Genomic DNA, 16,331 nt, shown 5'->3' with positions numbered 1-16,331 from the left:
TGAACTTGGCAAAGCCGCGTACTATTCCCTACGAACGGGCATTATCGGGTATTAACCTCGAGAAGCATTGGACGGCGGGCGAGCGAATCGAATGGGTGCAGACCAGCGTTCAGAATTGGCCTTTCGCCTACAAGCATCGCAGCGTACTGCGCACTGGAAGTCGCTTCGCCGAGGGCTTGTTCGTCCAGTTGGACTATAAGGCCGGTATTATCGGCGGCCTACCCGAGCGCCTTTATTTCGGGCTTTTTGTCGACGGCGCTCGCACCTGCGCGCTGGATGAAGACGGAGTGTCTGGCCATATCAATAAAATTGGCGCCGGGCAGCCGTTCTACCGTTGTGTAGTCGGCCACCCTCACGTGCATATCCCTGTCCCGGATGGCTCCTACGGTTATGCGGAGCCGGTCCAGCGCCTCCCGTTACATGAGCTCTGGCAGGTATTTCTCTCGCGTGCCAACATCATCGGGGCTCCGCCACTGGAATTGCCCGGGGGCGAAACATCCGCCGGCCAAATGAGGTTGCTATGAACTGCGCAGACATCGGCCAGGCATTTGGCCTCACATGCACCCAGCTTGGTGACGGCCTGGTTTATCTTGAAAGCCCCATCGCCATTGCCTTTGACGGTAATCTTATCGGCGCTTATGTGCAGGACATCGGCCGTGGCCGGGTCCGTATCAGCGATAACGCCGATACGCTATTCAATGCCATGGCCATAGGTGTTGTGCCGTCTCTTCCACGAGGCAAGCGCCTGGCGGCCATCGCGCAGCAGTATCAGGTCAGCCTGTCTGAAGCGGGTGAGCTATTCACTGCCTGCGATGTCGAGCAGGCGGGCTTCTACCTCGCGCGTTTCATCGAGGCGGCGGCTTTTCTGAGCCAGGCGTGTGAGCAATGGCAGCCCGCCGTGGAGTCGAAGTTTGAGCGCGTGGTGGGCAACGCATTGAAAGCGGCCTTTCCGGGCGAACTGAAGCGCAACTTCGAGGTGCGGGGCGCCAGCGGCCATCAGTTGAAGTTTCAGTTTGCGTTAAACACGGAGTCGGATGCGCCGCAGATCATCCAAGCCATTGGCGCCCAGGGCGATCAGCCTAATTGGCCGTCGGTGTATCACACCCTGGGCAAAATGCTGGATCTGAAAAACGCCATCCCGATGGCGCGCCGTGTCGTCGTGTTGCAGGCTGCGGAGGCTCAAGAGGTGTCGAAGGCAGCTACGGCGCTGTCGGAATGCGCCTCGGTACTGGTGTTTTCCACCGCTGAGCAACTGGCGGCGGACCTCAGGCAAGCTGCCTGATCTCACCCCTCCCCAAACCCCAACCCCTGAATAAACAACCCAAACAACTCCGGCTGTGAAGAAATATCCAACTTCGCATACAAATGCCGCCGGTGCGCTTTCACCGTCTCCGGCGAAATCGCCAGGCGGTCGGCCATGGCCTTGGAGGAATAACCGCGCAAAATCAGCCGGGCGATTTCCAGTTCGCGCTCGCTCAGCACCCCGGCGCCAAAGCGGCTCATGGCGTCGCCCACCTGTTCGCCCACGCTCACCGGTGCCGGGCTGGCCTGGGCCCAGTGCTGCTTGAGCAGCGCCAGCACCCAGCCGCAGGCCAGCGCCAGGCGCCCGAGGGCGTCGGCGCTGAAGGCTTCGCGCATGCCGAGTGACAGCGACAACGTACCTTGGCCAGGCAGTTGCAGCAGGAACTGCACTTCGTCTTCGAGCACGTGGTCGTGGAAGTAATTGAGGTAGTAATCGGTTTGCCGGAAGTGGTCCGGGGCCACTTCTTCGAGGTGATAAAAACCGCTGGCGAGGCCTTCGTGGGCGGCCTGGTAGAACGGGTCGAGCAGGTATAAGCCGTCGAGGTACTGCAGGCTGGCGGCCGGGCCTTGCAGCGGGGTTGCGTCGTACTCTTCCAGGGCGGTGGGCATGCCGCTGGCGGGGTAGTAGATGGCCAGGGCGTTGTCGAACGGTACCAGGTGGCGCAGCAGCAGCACCAGTTGGCGCCAGAAGCGCGGTTGCCCGGCCTGTTCGATGGCGCGGGCCAGGGCCAGGTGGCTGGCGGCTTCGGTGAAGAGGCTGTTCACAAACGGGGCTCGCAACGGCGGCGGGAGGGCGCAGTACCGCGCGTTGCCGGCGGGCTGTCAATAGGGGTACCCCCAAGGGGGAATTGCCGGGCGCCGCTGGGGTTTCTACAGTCGGCCCATCCAGCGCCCCGGTCGAGGGCGCGGCATGTGGTTACTTTTCGTTCTGCCTCCACACTACTGCACAACAAACGTGAGGATAACGATATGGCGCTTGGCCCTGCGCACTCCCCTGAGCTTAAACCCACGCTGAGCGTGCCCGACGTGGTGGCGATCACCGTGTCGTCGGTGACCCCCGCCAGTTCCGTGTTCGTGATTGCCCCCTTTGCCATTGCCCAGGCCGGTACCGGAGTGATCTGGGCCTTTGTGCTGGGCGGGGTGTTGGCGTTGATGTTCGCCCTGTGTTACGCCGAGCTGGGCCGGGCGCACAGCGCCGCCGGCGGCGAGTACGTGTTCGCCAAGCGGGTGTTCGGCGGCATGGCCGGTTATGCCACCTTCCTCACCGTGCTGGCGATGCTGTTGTTCATCCCGCCGGTGCTGGCCACCGGCGCCGCCACTTACCTCAACGCCGCGCTGGGCACCCAACTGGATTCGCAAACCGTGGCGCTGTTGATCGTGGCCGCCAGTTATGGCCTGGGCATCTTGAACATCAAGCTCAATGCCTGGGTAACGGGCGCCTGCCTGTTCCTCGAGGTGGCCGCGTTGATGGTGATTGTGGTGCTCGGCTTTGGCCACGCGCAGCAGCCGGCCAGCGTGTTGCTCAGCCCGCAGATGCTCAACAACGGTGTGCTCGCCGCGGCGCCGCTGGCGCTGGTGATCGGCGCGGTGGGCACGGCGCTGTTCTCGTTCAACGGCTACGGCGGCGCGGTGCTGCTGGCCGAAGACATGAAGTGCGGCGGGCGCGGGGTGCCGAAGGCGGTGTTGTGGTCGCTGGTGCTGGTGGTGACCATCGAGATCGTGCCGCTGGTGGCGCTGTTGATCGGCGCACCGTCGCTCGAGCAGATGCTCGCCAGCCCCGACCCGATCGGCTACCTGCTCACCGCCCATGGCAACGCCACGCTGTCGCGGCTGGTCAGCGCGGGGATCTTCCTTTCGGTGTTCAACGCCATCGTGGCGCTGGTGATCCAGATCGGCCGGGTGATCTACAGCAGCGGCCGCGACGAACTGTGGACGCCATCGATGAACCGCGCCTTTACCCGTATTCACCCGAAATGGGAGTCGCCGTGGCTGGCGACGCTGTTCCTGGCGGTGCCGTCGGCGGCGCTGAGCTTCAGCTCGAACCTCAGCGAGCTCACCTCGTTCACCGTGTTGTTGATTCTCGGCGTGTATTTGATCGTTGGCCTGTGCGCGCTGTTCAGCCGCGTGCTGCGGCGCGACCGCGAGCACCCTTACCGCATGCCGTTGTGGCCGCTGCCGGCGCTGCTGGCGGTGATCGGCGCAGGGTATCTGTTCGTGACCTTGCTGGCGGCGGCGGCGAGCCGCGACATCCTGATCATCGCTGGCATCCTGGTGGTCTCGGTGACCCTCTACGGCACCTACGGCAAACTCAGCCCGGCTTTCCAGAAACTCTGAAAGGAACCTTGCATGCGCGCACGTCACTGGGGGATCACCCTCGGCCTGGGCACCCCCGGCCCACTCAACGCAATCACCGATGTGGCCGGGGTGCGGGTTGGCCATAGCACCCTGAACACCCTGCGCGGCGGCAAGCCGGTGCGTACCGGGGTCACGGTGATCGAACCGCGCGCCGGCGCGGCCCGCTTCGAGCCGTGCTTCGCCGGCTGCCACGTGCTCAACGGCAACGGCGACGCCACGGGGCTGGAGTGGATACGCGAGGCGGGGTTGTTGACCACGCCGATCGCCACCACCAACACCCACAGCGTCGGCGTGGTACGCGATGCCTTGATCGCCCATGAGCACGCCAGCCTGGCGGACCCTGCGACCTACTGGTGCATGCCGGTGGTGATGGAAACCTACGACGGTGTGCTCAACGACATCTGGGGCCAGCACGTGGGCGCCGAGCACCTGCGCCAGGCGTTGGCCGCGGCCCAGGGTGGCGCCGTGGCCGAGGGCGCGGTGGGCGGTGGTACCGGGATGATCTGCCACGAGTTCAAGGGCGGCATCGGCACCGCGTCGCGGCGGCTGCCGGCGGAGCAGGGCGGCTACACCGTGGGCGCGCTGGTGCAGGCCAACCACGGCCAGCGCCGTGAGTTGCGGGTAGATGGCTACCCGGTCGGGCGCGTGCTGGGCGAGCTGGCCTCGCCCTTCGCCGAGCGCGACACGCCCGGCATGGGCTCGATCGTGGTGGTGCTGGCCACTGATGCGCCGCTGTTGCCGCACCAGTGCCAACGCCTGGCCCAGCGCGCCTCGATCGGCATCGCCCGCACCGGCGGCGGTACCGATGATTCCAGCGGCGACATTTTCCTGGCCTTCGCCACCGGCAATACCGGCTTGGCGCCCGCCAACTACGACCGCAAGGGCCTGCCGCTGAGCAGCGCGGTGGCGATGCTCAACAACGACCATATCTCGCCGTTGTTCGCCGCCGCGGCCGAGGCGGTCGAGGAGGCGATCATCAACGCCTTGCTGGCCGGGGTGCCGATGCAGGCCGCCGACGGCCGCCAAGTGCCGGCGCTGGGCGGCGAGCGGCTGCGCCAGGCGCTGGAGCAGGTGGGCTGGCGCGCGCCCTGAGCGGTTACTTGAAGCGCGGCCCGGAGCGGGTGTTCAGGCCCTTGGCCAGGCGGTCATACAGCACCACGTTGACCGTGGCCGCCAGGTTCATGCAGCCGTGGGTGGGGATGTAGATCGTCTCTTCGCACCAGCCGCGCACGCTGTCGCTGAGGGTGCCGTCTTCGGGCCCGAAGATGTAAATGGCGCGGTCCGGGTGGGTGTATTCCGGCAACGGCCGCGCGCCTTCTACCAATTCCACCGCCACCGGCGTGCAGCCCAGCGGGATGATCATTTGCAGGTCGTCTACGCCGATCAGCGGGATGTCGTAATGCACCCGCTTGGTATCGGTGACGAATTCACGCGAACGCTCATAGCGCTTGCCGGTGTAGAACACCGAGTTCACCCCATAGCAGCCCGCGGCGCGCATCACCGAGCCGACGTTTTCCGGGGATTTGGGGTTGAACAGCCCGATGCAGCTGTATCGCTTGTTGGCCACGGCCTGAGGGTTCCGTAAAAGGGCGGGAGTATACCGGGCATTGAGCACCCGCGCGCTGAAGCGTTCTGTATAACCTTTGAGCTTGGTGGGTGGCGCGCTCGATGGTTCAGTGGCAGCCCTTGTGGGTATGCACTGAAAGGAATGATTTATCGATGGCCTGGAGCGTTTACGCAGGGAGGATCCCTGCCGCGGATCAGTTATACGACGCTCACCTGGCCGAGTTGCGCATGAACAACGAGGAGAACGCCGAGGGCGAGTAAACCCTTTAAGCAGCTTCGTGACGCTATGGCCCCAGAGGCAAGGGCGCAGAGCCTGGAAAAGGCTGCTGCTCTTGAAGCTCAGATGACCTGGGCGAGGGTGATGGTGTGGTGGCTGGCCCATCGCCCGGCACAGCCGGCCTCCCACGGGTTCTGTGTTGCTTCGGAAATCAAGCACTTACACAAATCTGGTGGGAGGCCGTGGTCCGGCACTCCGGCTGTGCCGGGCGAAGGGCCCTACCTCACACCGCCGCGAAATCCCGCAAGGCTTGGCCATCCAGCCGATACTTCACCCACTCATCCTGGGCCACCGCGCCGAGCTTGCGGTAGAAGCCAATGGCCGGCTCGTTCCAGTCGAGCACGCTCCATTCCAGGCGCCCGCAGCCGTTGGCCACGGCTTCGCGGGCGATCTGTTGCAGCAGCGCGCGGCCGGCGCCGCTGCCGCGGTGCTCGGGGGTGATGTACAGGTCTTCGAGGTAAATGCCGTTGCGGCCCAGCCAGGTGGAGTAGCTGTAGAAGTACACCGCGTGGCCGATCGGTTGGCCATCGAGCTCGCCGATCAGCGCGCGGGTGGGCGTGCCCTCGGCGAACAGGCTGTTGCGGATGTCGTCGATGCTGGCCACCACCTCGTGCTCGGCACGTTCGTAGATGGCCAGTTCGACGATGAACCCGTGAATGGTCGCGGCGTCTTGCGGTTGGGCAGGGCGAATGGTGAGGGGCATGGCAGTGCTCGGCGGCAGAGTGAGCCGAACATCATAGTGCCCCTGGCCGCGAAGGGTTAGCCGCCGAGCTTGGCGGTGAGTGCGCCCAACTGCCCGGACAACTCGCCCAGGGTGCTGCTGGCATGCTCAGTACGCTGCACGTTACGCTGGTTTTCGCCGGCGATGTGCGTGATCTCCGTAAGGTTTTGCGCGATGTCCTCGGCCACCGCGGTTTGCTCTTCGGCGGCGGTAGCGATCTGCCGGTTCATCCCGCGGATGGTTTCGATGGCGTCGCCTACCTGGTCCAGCATGTGGCTGGTGCGGTGGATGTGCTCGGCGCTCTGCACGCTGCGCGCCTGGCCGCTTTCGATGGCCTTGGCGGCGTCCTGGGTGCCCACCTGCACGGCGTCGATGATCTGGTTGATTTCGCTGATCGAAGACGACGTGCGCTGCGCCAGGCTGCGCACTTCATCGGCGACCACGGCAAAACCGCGCCCGGCTTCACCGGCGCGGGCGGCCTCGATCGCGGCGTTGAGCGCCAGCAGGTTGGTTTGCTCGGCGATGCCGCGGATCACTTCGAGCACCTTGCCTACCCGGCCGCTTTCGTTTTCCAGCTTGCGGATCACCTGGGCGGTGGCTTCGATCTCGTCGCGCATGTGGTTGATCGCGCCGATGGTGGCCTTCATCACCTGGCCGCCTTCGCGGGCCGAGTTGTCGGCCGCGTCGGCGGCCTGGGCGGCGTCTTGGGCGTGGCGCGCCACTTCCTGGGCGGTGGCCGACATTTCCATCATCGCCGTGGCCACTTGGTCGGTGCGCTGGAATTGCTCCTCGCTGCCTTGGGCCATCTGCCGGGCGATCTGCTGCAATTCGGCGCTGGCGCCGTCCAGCTCATGGGCGTTGCGCTTGAGCCGGGTGAAGGTCTCGGCGAGAAAATCGCGCAGGGTGTTGGCGGCCAGGGCGAGCTGGCCGAGTTCGTCCTCGCGGCCGGTGGGCGCGCGCTCGGCCAGGCGGCCCTTGCTGAGGTCGGTCACGTAGGCGATCAGCGCGGTGATCGGCTGCACCAGTTGCCGGCTGACCAGCCACAGGCTGAGCAGGGCGATGACGATGCCCGAGGCCAGCAGCACGGCAAAGCCGCCCCACACGGTGGCGTCGGCGGCGGCGCTGATGCTCTGGGCCTGCTGCTTGGCGCTGTCGGCGATCTGCGCGGCCAGTTCGCTCATCTGGTCGCTGATGGCGCGGTCGATGCCGGTCACGCTTTTGTCGCCGGCGATCGGGTCTGCGCCGCCGGCGACAAAGGCGTCGCGGCCACGGCTGTATTGCGCCAGCAGGGCCTGGTGGCCGCTTTGCAGTTGTTCGATCTTGCCTTTGAGTGCCGGCGCCAGGCCCGGCTGCGCGGCCAACTGGCTGAGCAGGCTTTGCACATCGTTATGGCGGGCCTCGAACTGGCCCCAGTATTTGGCCAGGTCGGCCGGCTGCTTGCCGCGCAGTAGCACGTTTTTCCATTCCTGCACCTGGATCTTGAACTGCAGGTTGGCCTGCTCGACCAACTGCGAGGTGCGCACGGGGCCGTCTACCAGGGCGCGGTAGTCGCGCACGTTGCCGGCGAGAAACTGAAAGCACGCCGCGGCGATCAACAACACGGCCAGCAGGCTGCCGCCGATCAGGGCCAGCATGCGGGCTTTGAGGGAACGGGAAATAGACATGTAGGGTACTCAGGCAAGGAAGGAATTAGGCGCGCGCGCCTGCCTCGGATGGTCCCTATCCATGTTGTCGCTAGTTGATCGGCCGCTTCGCTGGCGGCTTGAGGGGCAGGCGGCGGCCGTTGGTCGGCGCGCCGCCTGCGCATAGCTTAGAAGTTGGCGGGGGTGTTGGCGCTGATGATTTCCGCTTCGTCCTGGCCGATGTTCTTGAAGGCATGGGGCAGGGTGGTGGGGAAGTAATAGCCGTCGCCGGCCTGGAGGATGCTCACCTCGCCGTTGACGGTCATCTCGATGGTGCCACGGGTCACCAGCCCGCATTCTTCGCCTTCGGGGTGCACGATCGGCTCGCCGCTGTCGGCGCCGGGGGCGTACAACTCGCGCAGCATGCGCATTTGCCGGTCTTTCACGGTGGCGCCCACCAGCAGCAGGCGCAGGCCACGGCGGCCGAGGTCGGGCTGGCTGCCGGCGCGGTACACGTAGGGGTTTTCTACCGGCGCCTCGTCGCTGGCGAAAAAATCCGCCAGGGTCATCGGGATGCCTTCGAGGAGTTTTTTCAACGAGCTGACCGAGGGGCTGACGCGGTTCTGTTCAATCAGCGAAATGGTGGCGTTGGTCACGCCGCTTCTTCTGGCCAGCTCGCGCTGGGATAACTGGTGGCGTTCGCGCACCATCTTCAGTCGTGGCCCGATGTCCATTGGCACCCTTGTGGTTTTGAATGGTGATAACGCAGGTTACAGCGCCAGCCGCATCGACAGGTCGACGGCTTTGACGTCCTTGGTCATGGCGCCGATCGAGATGTAGTCCACGCCGGTTTCGGCGATCACGCGCAAGGTGCTTTCGTTGATGCCGCCGCTGGCCTCGAGCTTGGCCCGGCCGGCGCCGCGGCGTACGGCTTCGCGCATGTCGTTCAGGCTCAGCTCGTCGAGCATGATGATGTCGGCGCCGCCATGCAAGGCTTCGTCGAGCTCGGCGAGGCTTTCGACCTCGACCTCCACCGGCTTGCCCGGGGCGATGCGCCGCGCGGCGCTGATCGCGGCGCCGATGCCGCCGCAGGCGGCGATGTGGTTTTCCTTGATCAAGAAGGCATCGAACAGGCCGATGCGGTGGTTGAAGCAACCGCCGCAGGTCACCGCGTATTTTTGCGCCAGGCGCAGGCCGGGCAGGGTTTTGCGGGTGTCGAGCAGGCGCACCGAAGTGTGCGCCACCTGGTCTGCCAGGGCCTGGGCGCGGGTCGCCACGCCGCTGAGCAGCTGCAGGAAGTTCAGCGCGCTGCGCTCGCCGGTGAGCAGCGAGCGCGCCGGGCCTTCGAGGTGGAACAGCGGCTGGTTGGCGCTGGCGCGGGTGCCGTCGGTCACCTGCCAGTGCACCGCCACCCGCGGGTCGAGCTTGCGGAACACCGCGTCGACCCACGCCGTGCCGGCGATCACGCAGGCTTCGCGGGTGATCACGCTGGCCCGCGCCAGGCGCTCGGCGGGGATCAGTTCGGCGGTGATGTCGCCGCTGCCCACGTCTTCGAGCAAGGCGCGGCGCACGTTTGCGTCGATCTCGGCGGTGAGGTCGGCCAGGCGCAGGTTCGGCATATCGGGCTCCAGCTGAAAAGTGGGCGCAAGTATAGGGCAGCGAAGCGCCCGCGCGAACCCTCGTGGCGGCTCTGCGCCGGGGTGCATTTGGTCGGGTGAATTGAGCGAAACGTCATTTTGCTTGTCCACTGCTCCGCGAGAGGAACATCCGCGGCCCTCTGGCTTAGTGCCAGCGCATCCCAGATAATAGTGACTGATTATTGGCGTCACACCGTTGACGTTTATTTTGTGCATCGTGAAACAAAAGCACACATTCCTGTTCCAAGGATGTTGCCAGCCACGATGCCTCAGCGCCGGGGCATGGGGTGAACCCTTTTAACTACTACGTTCCCAACGTATCGATCGAGGAGTCGAGCATGCCCAACGATGGCAAGGTGGTGCCGTTGAATGCGGGGGCCGAACAGGCCAGCAGTGCGCCGCTTGCCCGTTTGCCGGTCGTGGTGCTGCAAGTGCGCGACAAAGCCGCGCAGCAGCTCAAAGATGCCCTGCAGGCGCTGTTCGACAACGCCGACGACACGCTCTTCGAGATGGCCGACAAGGCCCAGAGCAACAACGACCAGAATATCTTCTTCGAGGCCATGCGCGACCTGCGCCTGAAGCGCAAGAACATCGAGCGCGGGTTTCTCGACAAGTTCTACGACGCCTTCGTGCGCATCGGCCAGTACGAGGTTGGCCAGGCCAAGGCCGCGCCGATGACCTACGACAAGCTGGCCCTGGTGCCCAATGAAGAACTCGAGCGCACCGTGGCCCTCGACGCCATGGTCGGCAAGGTGCTGGCCCGTGACGGCTTCGCTCTGACCCAGCTCACCACCCGCCTCAATACCTTGATCCCGCGCACCCTCACCGATGAGAGCAACCCGCTCGGCCCGGCGATGCTGTGCGATTACTTTATCCAGGCCGGGCGCAGCCTGGGCGTGGAGATCAAGGTCAAGTTGATCATTCTCAAGCTGTTCGACCGCTATGTGCTGGCCGACACCGACCACCTGTATTTCGACGCCAACCAGTTGTTGATCGCCACCGGCATCTTGCCGGAGCTCAAGGCCGCGCCCAGCCGCCGCGCCGAAGACCGCCCGGCGCGCAAGCGTGGCGCCGACGCCCCGGTGGGCCAGCCGGCGCCTTCCAGCGCGGCCGCCGCCACGCTCGATGAAAGCGTGCGCGAGGTGTTTTCGGCCCTGCAAGACCTCCTCCACGTGCTGCGTGGCAACCTGGCGCCACGCATCGAAACCCTCGCCGACGCCCAGCCGATTTCCACCAACGACCTGCTGCGCCTGCTCTCGCACCTGCAGCAGTACGTGCCGGCGCAGCCGCTGTCCCATGAAGACTACGACCTGCGCCATCAGCTTGAGCAACTGCTCACCCGTGTGAGCGTTAAAAGCGGCCGCGCGCGGGTGGTGGGGAACGTCGATGAAGACGTGATCAACCTGGTGGCGATGCTGTTCGAGTTCATCCTCGATGACCGCAACCTGCCCGATTCGCTGAAGGCGCTGATCGGCCGCTTGCAGATCCCGATGCTCAAGGTGGCGGTGATCGACAAAAGCTTCTTCAGCCGCGGCAGCCACCCGGCGCGGCGCTTGCTCAACGAGATCGCCCAGGCGGCGATGGGTTGGAGCGGCCGCGACGATTCCCAGCGCGACGCCCTGCATGGGCGCATCGAGCAGATCGTGCAGCGCCTGCTCAATGATTTCGTCGACGACCCGGGTTTGTTCTCCGAGCTGCTGGTGGACTTCCTGGCCTTCACCGCCGACGAACGCCGCCGCAGCGAACTGCTCGAACAGCGCACCCGTGATGCCGAAGAAGGCCGCGCGCGCGCTGAGCTGGCGCGCCTGCACGTGCAATTCGAACTCAACCGCCGGCTGCTCGGAAAAACCCTGCCGCAGGTGGTGGTGAGCTTGCTGGAAGAAGCCTGGAGCAAGGTGCTGCTGCTGACCTGGCTCAAGCACGGCGACACCTCCAGCGAGTGGGTGATGGCGCTGGCGACCATGGACGATTTGATCTGGAGCGTGGAGCCCCACGACGACCCGCACGCCCGCGTGCGCCTGTTGGAGTTGGTGCCGGGGCTGCTGAAGTCGCTGCGCGAGGGCCTCACCAGTTCGGCGTTCGACCCGTTTGCCACCGGGGTGTTCTTCAACCAGTTGGAGGCCTTGCATGTGCAGGCGATCCAGCGCGCCGCCCAGGCCTCGGGCGCAGTGCTGGTGCCCGACGACGACACCCTGCTGGTGCGGGTCGACAGCGAAATCGTGCTCGAAGGCCAACAGCCCCAGGCGGCCCCCGAGCCCACCCCGGGCCTGGCCGAGGATGACCCGGCGCTGGCGCTGGTCGACGCGCTGCGCCCGGGCACTTGGGTAGAGCTGCAGGAAGACCCCGAGCACCGCCTGCGCTGCAAGCTCACCACGGTGATCGAAAGCACCGGCAAGTATATTTTCGTCAACCGCACCGGCATGAAGGTGCTCGAGCGCTCCCGCGCGGCGCTGGCCCAGGCGCTGAAAGATGGCAGCCTGCGCCTGCTTGACGACAACCTGCTGTTCGACCGCGCGCTGGACGCAGTGGTGGGCAAGCTGCGCTCGCTTAAAACCGCCTGAGCGCCGGCGCGGGCTGCACAGCGCCGGCGCAACGCGGCATACTGGGCGCCCTGGCGTTCACCCAAGGACCTTCCATGCGGCCCATTGGCCTTGACCCGCGCACGGGCTGGTGCGCTGGCGCGCAGCACTGCCCCTCGCCGAACTTCAACGCGCGCCCTGCCGGCGAAGTGTCGCTGCTGGTGATCCACAACATCAGCCTGCCGCCCGGGCAGTTCGGCACCGGCAAGCCGGCGCAGTTGTTCCTCAATACCCTCGACCCTGGCGAGCACCCGTATTTCGAAGGGATTGCCCACCTGCGTGTGTCTGCGCATTTTCTGATCGAACGCAGCGGCGCGCTGGTGCAGTTCGTGGGCTGCAACGAGCGCGCCTGGCATGCCGGGGTGTCGAGCTTCGAGGGGCGCGAAGGCTGCAATGATTTTTCCCTCGGGGTGGAGCTCGAAGGCACCGACAGCGAGCCGTTCACCGAGGCCCAGTATGCTTGCCTGCAGGCCCTGAGCCTGGCGCTGCTGGCGGCTTACCCTGAAATTACCCCGGCGCGGATCACCGGGCACAGTGACATTGCCCCGGGGCGCAAAACCGACCCCGGGCCGTTTTTTCAGTGGGCGCGTTACCTGGGCGCGCTCGAGGCTGCACGCAAGGAGGGGCCATGAGTTTTCTGGTATTGCTGGTGATCGTTTGGGTGGAGAAGTTTTCGCCGCTGCGCCAGCGCATTCAGCGCGACGGGGTGTTCCTCTCCGAGCTGGGCCGCTTGCAAGCGGTGCCACGGCTGGCCCGGGAACCGTGGTTGCTGCTGTTGCTGCTGGTGGGCCTGCCGGCATTGGTGCTGGGCCTGCTGCTGTGGGTGTTGCTGCCGGTGGCCTACGGGCTGTTGGCGTTGCCGGTGCATTTGCTGGTGTTGGCCTACAGCCTGGGCCGCGGTGACCTCAAGGCCGCCCTTGGGCCGCTGCGCGATGCCTGGCGCCGGGGCGACGACACCGCCGCGTTGCACGTGGCCGAGCGCGACATGGCGGTGCAGGCGCAGCAGGCCAACGAGCTGCCCCGGGAGGTGCAGGGCTGGCTGATGTGGCGGGCGCTGGAGAGTTTTTTCAGCGTAGTGTTCTGGTACAGCTTGATCGGCCCGGTGGCGGCGCTGGCCTACCGGTTGCTGGCACTGGTGGCCGAGCACGCCACCCAGCCGGGCCTGCGCGAGCGCGCTGGGCAACTGGTACACGCGCTGGACTGGCTGCCGGCACGCTTGCCGGTGGCGAGTTTCGCCCTGGTCGGGGACTTTATCGAGGTGATGCGCTACCTGCTGCACGAGCTGCTGCACTGGCCCACCGCCGCGCGGGCGTTGGTGGGGCAGGCCGGGTTGCTGGCTGCGGACTTGCCGGCCGAGCAAACCGGCGCCGAGGCGGTGGCGGGGGTGGATGCGCTGTGGGCGTTGCTGCAGCGGGCCGCGGTGTTGTGGTATGCGGTGTTGGCGGTGGCGGCGTTGCTGTATTAGAGGGCCCTTCGCCCGGCACAGCCGGCCTCCCACCAGCTTTGTGCTGTGCCGGAAATCAAGGACAACACAGACCTGGTGGGAGGCCGGCTGTGCCGGGCGATGGGCCAGTCAGGTCTTGCGCTCGGTAAAACCATAGGGAGAAACCGGGGCTTTTCGTCCTCAATTCAGCGCTCTGATTGCTTAAGTGAACAGCATTACGGCACAGCCGGCCTCCCCCTAGATTTGTATTGTCCCGGAAATCAAGGCCTACACAAATCCGGTGGGAGGCCAGCCGCCTTACAGCGTTGCTTCTTTCTTGCGCACCACTGCCCGCAACAGCTCATCCGGCGGCATTTCACAGGCGATCTTGCGGCCCAGCAGGGTTTCGATCGCCGGCAACTGGTAGGCGTCGTCTTCACCGGCAAAGCTGATCGATACGCCACTGCTGCCAGCGCGCCCGGTGCGGCCGATGCGGTGCACATAGTCGTCCGGGTCTTCGGGCAGGGTGAAGTTGATCACGTGGCTGATGCCGTCGATGTGGATGCCGCGGCCAGCCACGTCGGTGGCCACCAGCACGCGAATCTTGCCTTCGCGGAAGCCCTCGAGGGTTTTGATGCGCTTGTGCTGGGGCACATCGCCAGACAACTGCGCGGCATTCACACCATCGCGCACCAGGCGCTCTTCCACCCGGCGCACTTCATCCTTGCGGTTGGCGAACACCATCACCCGCTCCCAACCGTTGTCGTTGACCAGGTTGTACAGCAGCTTGTATTTGTCGGCGCTGGCCACGGCGTACACGTGTTGTTCCACGGTTTCGCTGGCGACGTTCTCCGGCTCGATCTCGACGATGGCGGGGTCGGTGGTCCATTGCCGCGCCAGGTTCATCACGTCATCGGTGAAGGTGGCGGAGAACAACAGCGTTTGCCGCTCACTCTTGGGTGGGGTTTGCCGGATGATCGCCCGTACCTGCGGGATAAAGCCCATGTCGAGCATGCGGTCGGCTTCGTCGAGCACCAGCACTTCGACCATGTCGAGGTGCACTTCGCCGCGCTGGTGGAAGTCCAGAAGGCGCCCGGGGGTGGCCACCAGGATGTCGCAGTAGCGGCTTTCCAGTGCCTTGAGCTGTTTGTCGAAGTCCATGCCGCCGACGAACGTCATCACGTTCAGCGGGGCGTGGCGGGTCAGGGCTTCGGCATCTTTGGCGATCTGCACCACCAGCTCGCGGGTGGGGGCGATGATCAGCGCCCGCGGCTCGCCCATGTAGCGTTCTTTCGGCGCGGGGGTTTGCAGCAGTTGCTTGATGGTGGAAATCAAGAACGCGGCGGTTTTGCCGGTGCCGGTCTGGGCGCGGCCGATGGCGTCCTTGCCGCGCAGGGTGTGGCCCAGTACCTGCGCCTGGATGGGCGTGCAGTACGGAAAGCCCAGGTCGAAGATCGCCTGCATCAACTCGTTGCCGAGGGGGAAATCATGGAAGCGGGTTTTGCCTTCCTGGGGCTCAACCACGAAGCTGGCTGGGTCCCATGGGGCCGGGGCGGGCTTGGGCGCGCGGGGCTTGCGTTCGCGCCGTGGGCGCTCGGCCTGTGGCGCCGGCTGCGGCGCCGGCGTGGCGATGGCGGCCGGTGCTACCGGGCTGGGTGCCTCTACCGCGGGTGCTTCGGGAACGGCAGGCCGCGCGGGGGCGGCCGGTGCGGCGGCGAGCGGCTCAGCCTCGTCTTTGCCGAACATTTTTTTGAGTGCCTTGAGCACGATATTCTCGTCATTTGATTAAGGAATGTACGCCGGGCAGTGTAATGCAAGAATCGGGCGCGGCGTAGCGTTACCCGCGCCACTTGCGCCCGGGCGTCAGCCCAGGCGCGCCGCCAGCCAGGCGCCGATGTCGTCGATCTGCTCCATGACCACCTCATGGTCCATCGGGTATTCACGCCACTGGGCGTCTACCCCGGCGTCGTGCAGCCGCTGCCAGGCGCTCTGGCCCATGCGCTGGGCGACCACGGCGTCGAAGCTGCCGTGCATGCACAGCGCCGGAATGCGGCGCTGTTGCTCGGACAGGGCTACGCTGTCAGCAAATGTAGGTGCATAGGTAGAAAGGGCCATCACCCCGCCCAGTGGCCGGTCGGCTTCCAGATAGGCGGTGTGCAGCACCACCGCGCCGCCCTGGGAGAAACCCGCCAGCACCAGGCGCTCGGGGGCGATGCCCTGGGCTTGCTGCTCGTCGAGCAGGCTCAGTACGTGGTGGGCCGAGGCTTCCAGCTGCGGGCGGTCGATGGCGCGCTCCGGCGACAGCGCGAGGATGTCGTACCAGCTCGGCATCTGGTAGCCGTTGTTGAGGGTCACGGCGCGGGTCGGGGCCTGCGGTAGCACGAAGCGGGTGCTGGGCAGGCGCTGCTGCAGTAGCCGGGCCACCGGTTCGAAGTCGTGCCGGCTGGCGCCCAGCCCATGCAACCAGATGACACAGGCGTCTACGCTGTGAGTAGGTTCAAGGATCAAAGGTGTGGTCATGGTTGCTCCAAAAAGGTGCGTGCGTTTCCGAAAAAGTGCATTGCAACGGGGCGCTACGCGTAAAAATCTGAACAAGATGTCGCAAGGCTACAACTTTTGACCTTGACGCGCACTGAATCGCTTTTCAAGGCCACTGTGGTATGGGCTTTGCTATGGCTTAGCTGAGCAACCCCACCTCGACCGCCGGTAACACTCGGCGTAGAGACTGGGCGGCGCCGGCAGGCCCTGTTGAATCGCCTTATGGAAGAAGCGACAAGCGTTACCGCTGACAGCGTGCCTTCGGGCGTCCACCTGGCGCAACGGGCACTGTGATTGAATAACCTGAAAGG

The 16,331-nt window shown here is 65.5% G+C and carries 15 protein-coding genes; 7 read left to right on the top strand and 8 right to left on the bottom strand.

All coding sequences use genetic code 11. The features are described 5' to 3' along the window. Nucleotides 1-5: 5 nt before the first annotated feature. Both ACFZCE_RS01590 and ACFZCE_RS01585 read left to right on the top strand, forming a co-directional pair. Nucleotides 6-524 carry a hypothetical protein gene (locus ACFZCE_RS01590; protein WP_390935450.1) on the top strand — a complete coding sequence of 173 codons (519 nt, stop codon included), beginning with the start codon at nt 6-8 and terminating at the stop codon, nt 522-524. Continuing rightward, entirely contained in the window at nt 521-1,282 is a 762-nt protein-coding gene (locus ACFZCE_RS01585; protein ID WP_390935448.1) for a DUF1828 domain-containing protein, read from the top strand. Before ACFZCE_RS01590 ends, ACFZCE_RS01585 begins: the two co-directional genes overlap by 4 nt. A gap of 2 nt (nt 1,283-1,284) precedes the next feature. On the opposite strand, the gene ACFZCE_RS01580 is transcribed toward ACFZCE_RS01585, so the two are convergent. Beyond that, the gene (locus ACFZCE_RS01580; protein WP_390935446.1) at nt 1,285-2,067 is read right to left on the bottom strand and encodes a LuxR C-terminal-related transcriptional regulator; all 783 of its coding nucleotides are present in this window, start codon (nt 2,065-2,067) and stop codon (nt 1,285-1,287) included. 204 nt (nt 2,068-2,271) lie between these two features. On the opposite strand from ACFZCE_RS01580, the gene ACFZCE_RS01575 reads away from it, so the two are divergent. Together ACFZCE_RS01575 and ACFZCE_RS01570 are read left to right on the top strand one after the other, a co-directional pair. Next, nucleotides 2,272-3,636 carry an amino acid permease gene (locus tag ACFZCE_RS01575; RefSeq protein ID WP_390935444.1) on the top strand — a complete coding sequence of 455 codons (1,365 nt, stop codon included), beginning with the start codon at nt 2,272-2,274 and terminating at the stop codon, nt 3,634-3,636. A gap of 12 nt (nt 3,637-3,648) precedes the next feature. Then, on the top strand, nt 3,649-4,749 hold the full coding sequence (locus ACFZCE_RS01570; protein ID WP_390935443.1) for a P1 family peptidase: 1,101 nt from the start codon (nt 3,649-3,651) through the stop codon (nt 4,747-4,749). A gap of 4 nt (nt 4,750-4,753) precedes the next feature. Here ACFZCE_RS01570 and ACFZCE_RS01565 read toward each other — a convergent pair whose 3' ends face one another. From ACFZCE_RS01565 to nadC, 5 genes are all read right to left on the bottom strand, one after another. Next, nucleotides 4,754-5,224: a TrmH family RNA methyltransferase gene (locus tag ACFZCE_RS01565; protein WP_390935442.1), complete on the bottom strand. Its 471-nt coding sequence runs from the start codon at nt 5,222-5,224 to the stop codon at nt 4,754-4,756. Between the two features lie 499 nt (nt 5,225-5,723). After that, nucleotides 5,724-6,203: a GNAT family N-acetyltransferase gene (locus tag ACFZCE_RS01560; protein WP_390935440.1), complete on the bottom strand. Its 480-nt coding sequence runs from the start codon at nt 6,201-6,203 to the stop codon at nt 5,724-5,726. Between the two features lie 56 nt (nt 6,204-6,259). Further along, nucleotides 6,260-7,885 (bottom strand): methyl-accepting chemotaxis protein, encoded by a 1,626-nt coding sequence (locus ACFZCE_RS01555; RefSeq protein WP_390935438.1) that lies wholly within the window; start codon nt 7,883-7,885, stop codon nt 6,260-6,262. A gap of 146 nt (nt 7,886-8,031) precedes the next feature. Then, complete coding sequence (locus tag ACFZCE_RS01550; RefSeq protein ID WP_390935436.1) at nt 8,032-8,577, bottom strand: cupin domain-containing protein; 546 nt, start codon at nt 8,575-8,577, stop codon at nt 8,032-8,034. Between the two features lie 36 nt (nt 8,578-8,613). Then, the gene (gene nadC / locus ACFZCE_RS01545; RefSeq protein WP_390935434.1) at nt 8,614-9,462 is read right to left on the bottom strand and encodes a carboxylating nicotinate-nucleotide diphosphorylase; all 849 of its coding nucleotides are present in this window, start codon (nt 9,460-9,462) and stop codon (nt 8,614-8,616) included. Between the two features lie 356 nt (nt 9,463-9,818). On the opposite strand from nadC, the gene ACFZCE_RS01540 reads away from it, so the two are divergent. The 3 genes from ACFZCE_RS01540 to ampE all read left to right on the top strand — a co-directional run bounded on the left by ACFZCE_RS01540 (nt 9,819) and on the right by ampE (nt 13,524). Beyond that, nucleotides 9,819-12,041 carry a DUF1631 family protein gene (locus tag ACFZCE_RS01540; protein WP_390935432.1) on the top strand — a complete coding sequence of 741 codons (2,223 nt, stop codon included), beginning with the start codon at nt 9,819-9,821 and terminating at the stop codon, nt 12,039-12,041. An 83-nt stretch (nt 12,042-12,124) separates the two neighbouring features. Next, on the top strand, nt 12,125-12,691 hold the full coding sequence (gene ampD / locus ACFZCE_RS01535) for a 1,6-anhydro-N-acetylmuramyl-L-alanine amidase AmpD (RefSeq protein ID WP_390936429.1): 567 nt from the start codon (nt 12,125-12,127) through the stop codon (nt 12,689-12,691). Next, the gene (ampE, locus tag ACFZCE_RS01530; protein WP_390935430.1) at nt 12,688-13,524 is read left to right on the top strand and encodes a regulatory signaling modulator protein AmpE; all 837 of its coding nucleotides are present in this window, start codon (nt 12,688-12,690) and stop codon (nt 13,522-13,524) included. Before ampD ends, ampE begins: the two co-directional genes overlap by 4 nt. A 276-nt stretch (nt 13,525-13,800) precedes the next feature. Here the strand turns inward: ampE and rhlB are convergent, their stop codons facing one another. Both rhlB and ACFZCE_RS01520 read right to left on the bottom strand, forming a co-directional pair. Further along, nucleotides 13,801-15,249 carry an ATP-dependent RNA helicase RhlB gene (gene rhlB, locus ACFZCE_RS01525; protein WP_390935428.1) on the bottom strand — a complete coding sequence of 483 codons (1,449 nt, stop codon included), beginning with the start codon at nt 15,247-15,249 and terminating at the stop codon, nt 13,801-13,803. A gap of 96 nt (nt 15,250-15,345) precedes the next feature. Next, entirely contained in the window at nt 15,346-16,002 is a 657-nt protein-coding gene (locus ACFZCE_RS01520) for an alpha/beta fold hydrolase (protein WP_390935427.1), read from the bottom strand. Between the last annotated feature and the right edge of the window lie 329 nt (nt 16,003-16,331).

Origin of the sequence: Pseudomonas sp. NPDC007930, assembly GCF_042958985.1 — a bacterium.
GTDB lineage: Bacteria > Pseudomonadota > Gammaproteobacteria > Pseudomonadales > Pseudomonadaceae > Aquipseudomonas.
The sequence above is the reverse complement of the archived record's forward strand: the minus strand, read 5'-3'. Positions and strand labels throughout refer to the sequence as shown.

What these genes read in the sequence shown, in the direction of transcription:
- ACFZCE_RS01585 (WP_390935448.1), top strand. Translation starts at nt 521, where the DNA reads ATGAACTGCGCAGACATCGGCCAGGCATTTGGCCTCACATGCACCCAG.
- ACFZCE_RS01575 (WP_390935444.1), top strand. Translation starts at nt 2,272, where the DNA reads ATGGCGCTTGGCCCTGCGCACTCCCCTGAGCTTAAACCCACGCTGAGC.
- ACFZCE_RS01570 (WP_390935443.1), top strand. Translation starts at nt 3,649, where the DNA reads ATGCGCGCACGTCACTGGGGGATCACCCTCGGCCTGGGCACCCCCGGC.
- ACFZCE_RS01560 (WP_390935440.1), bottom strand. Translation starts at nt 6,203, where the DNA reads ATGCCCCTCACCATTCGCCCTGCCCAACCGCAAGACGCCGCGACCATT.
- ACFZCE_RS01555 (WP_390935438.1), bottom strand. Translation starts at nt 7,885, where the DNA reads ATGTCTATTTCCCGTTCCCTCAAAGCCCGCATGCTGGCCCTGATCGGC.
- ACFZCE_RS01550 (WP_390935436.1), bottom strand. Translation starts at nt 8,577, where the DNA reads ATGGACATCGGGCCACGACTGAAGATGGTGCGCGAACGCCACCAGTTA.
- nadC (WP_390935434.1), bottom strand. Translation starts at nt 9,462, where the DNA reads ATGCCGAACCTGCGCCTGGCCGACCTCACCGCCGAGATCGACGCAAAC.
- ACFZCE_RS01540 (WP_390935432.1), top strand. Translation starts at nt 9,819, where the DNA reads ATGCCCAACGATGGCAAGGTGGTGCCGTTGAATGCGGGGGCCGAACAG.
- ampE (WP_390935430.1), top strand. Translation starts at nt 12,688, where the DNA reads ATGAGTTTTCTGGTATTGCTGGTGATCGTTTGGGTGGAGAAGTTTTCG.
- ACFZCE_RS01520 (WP_390935427.1), bottom strand. Translation starts at nt 16,002, where the DNA reads ATGACCACACCTTTGATCCTTGAACCTACTCACAGCGTAGACGCCTGT.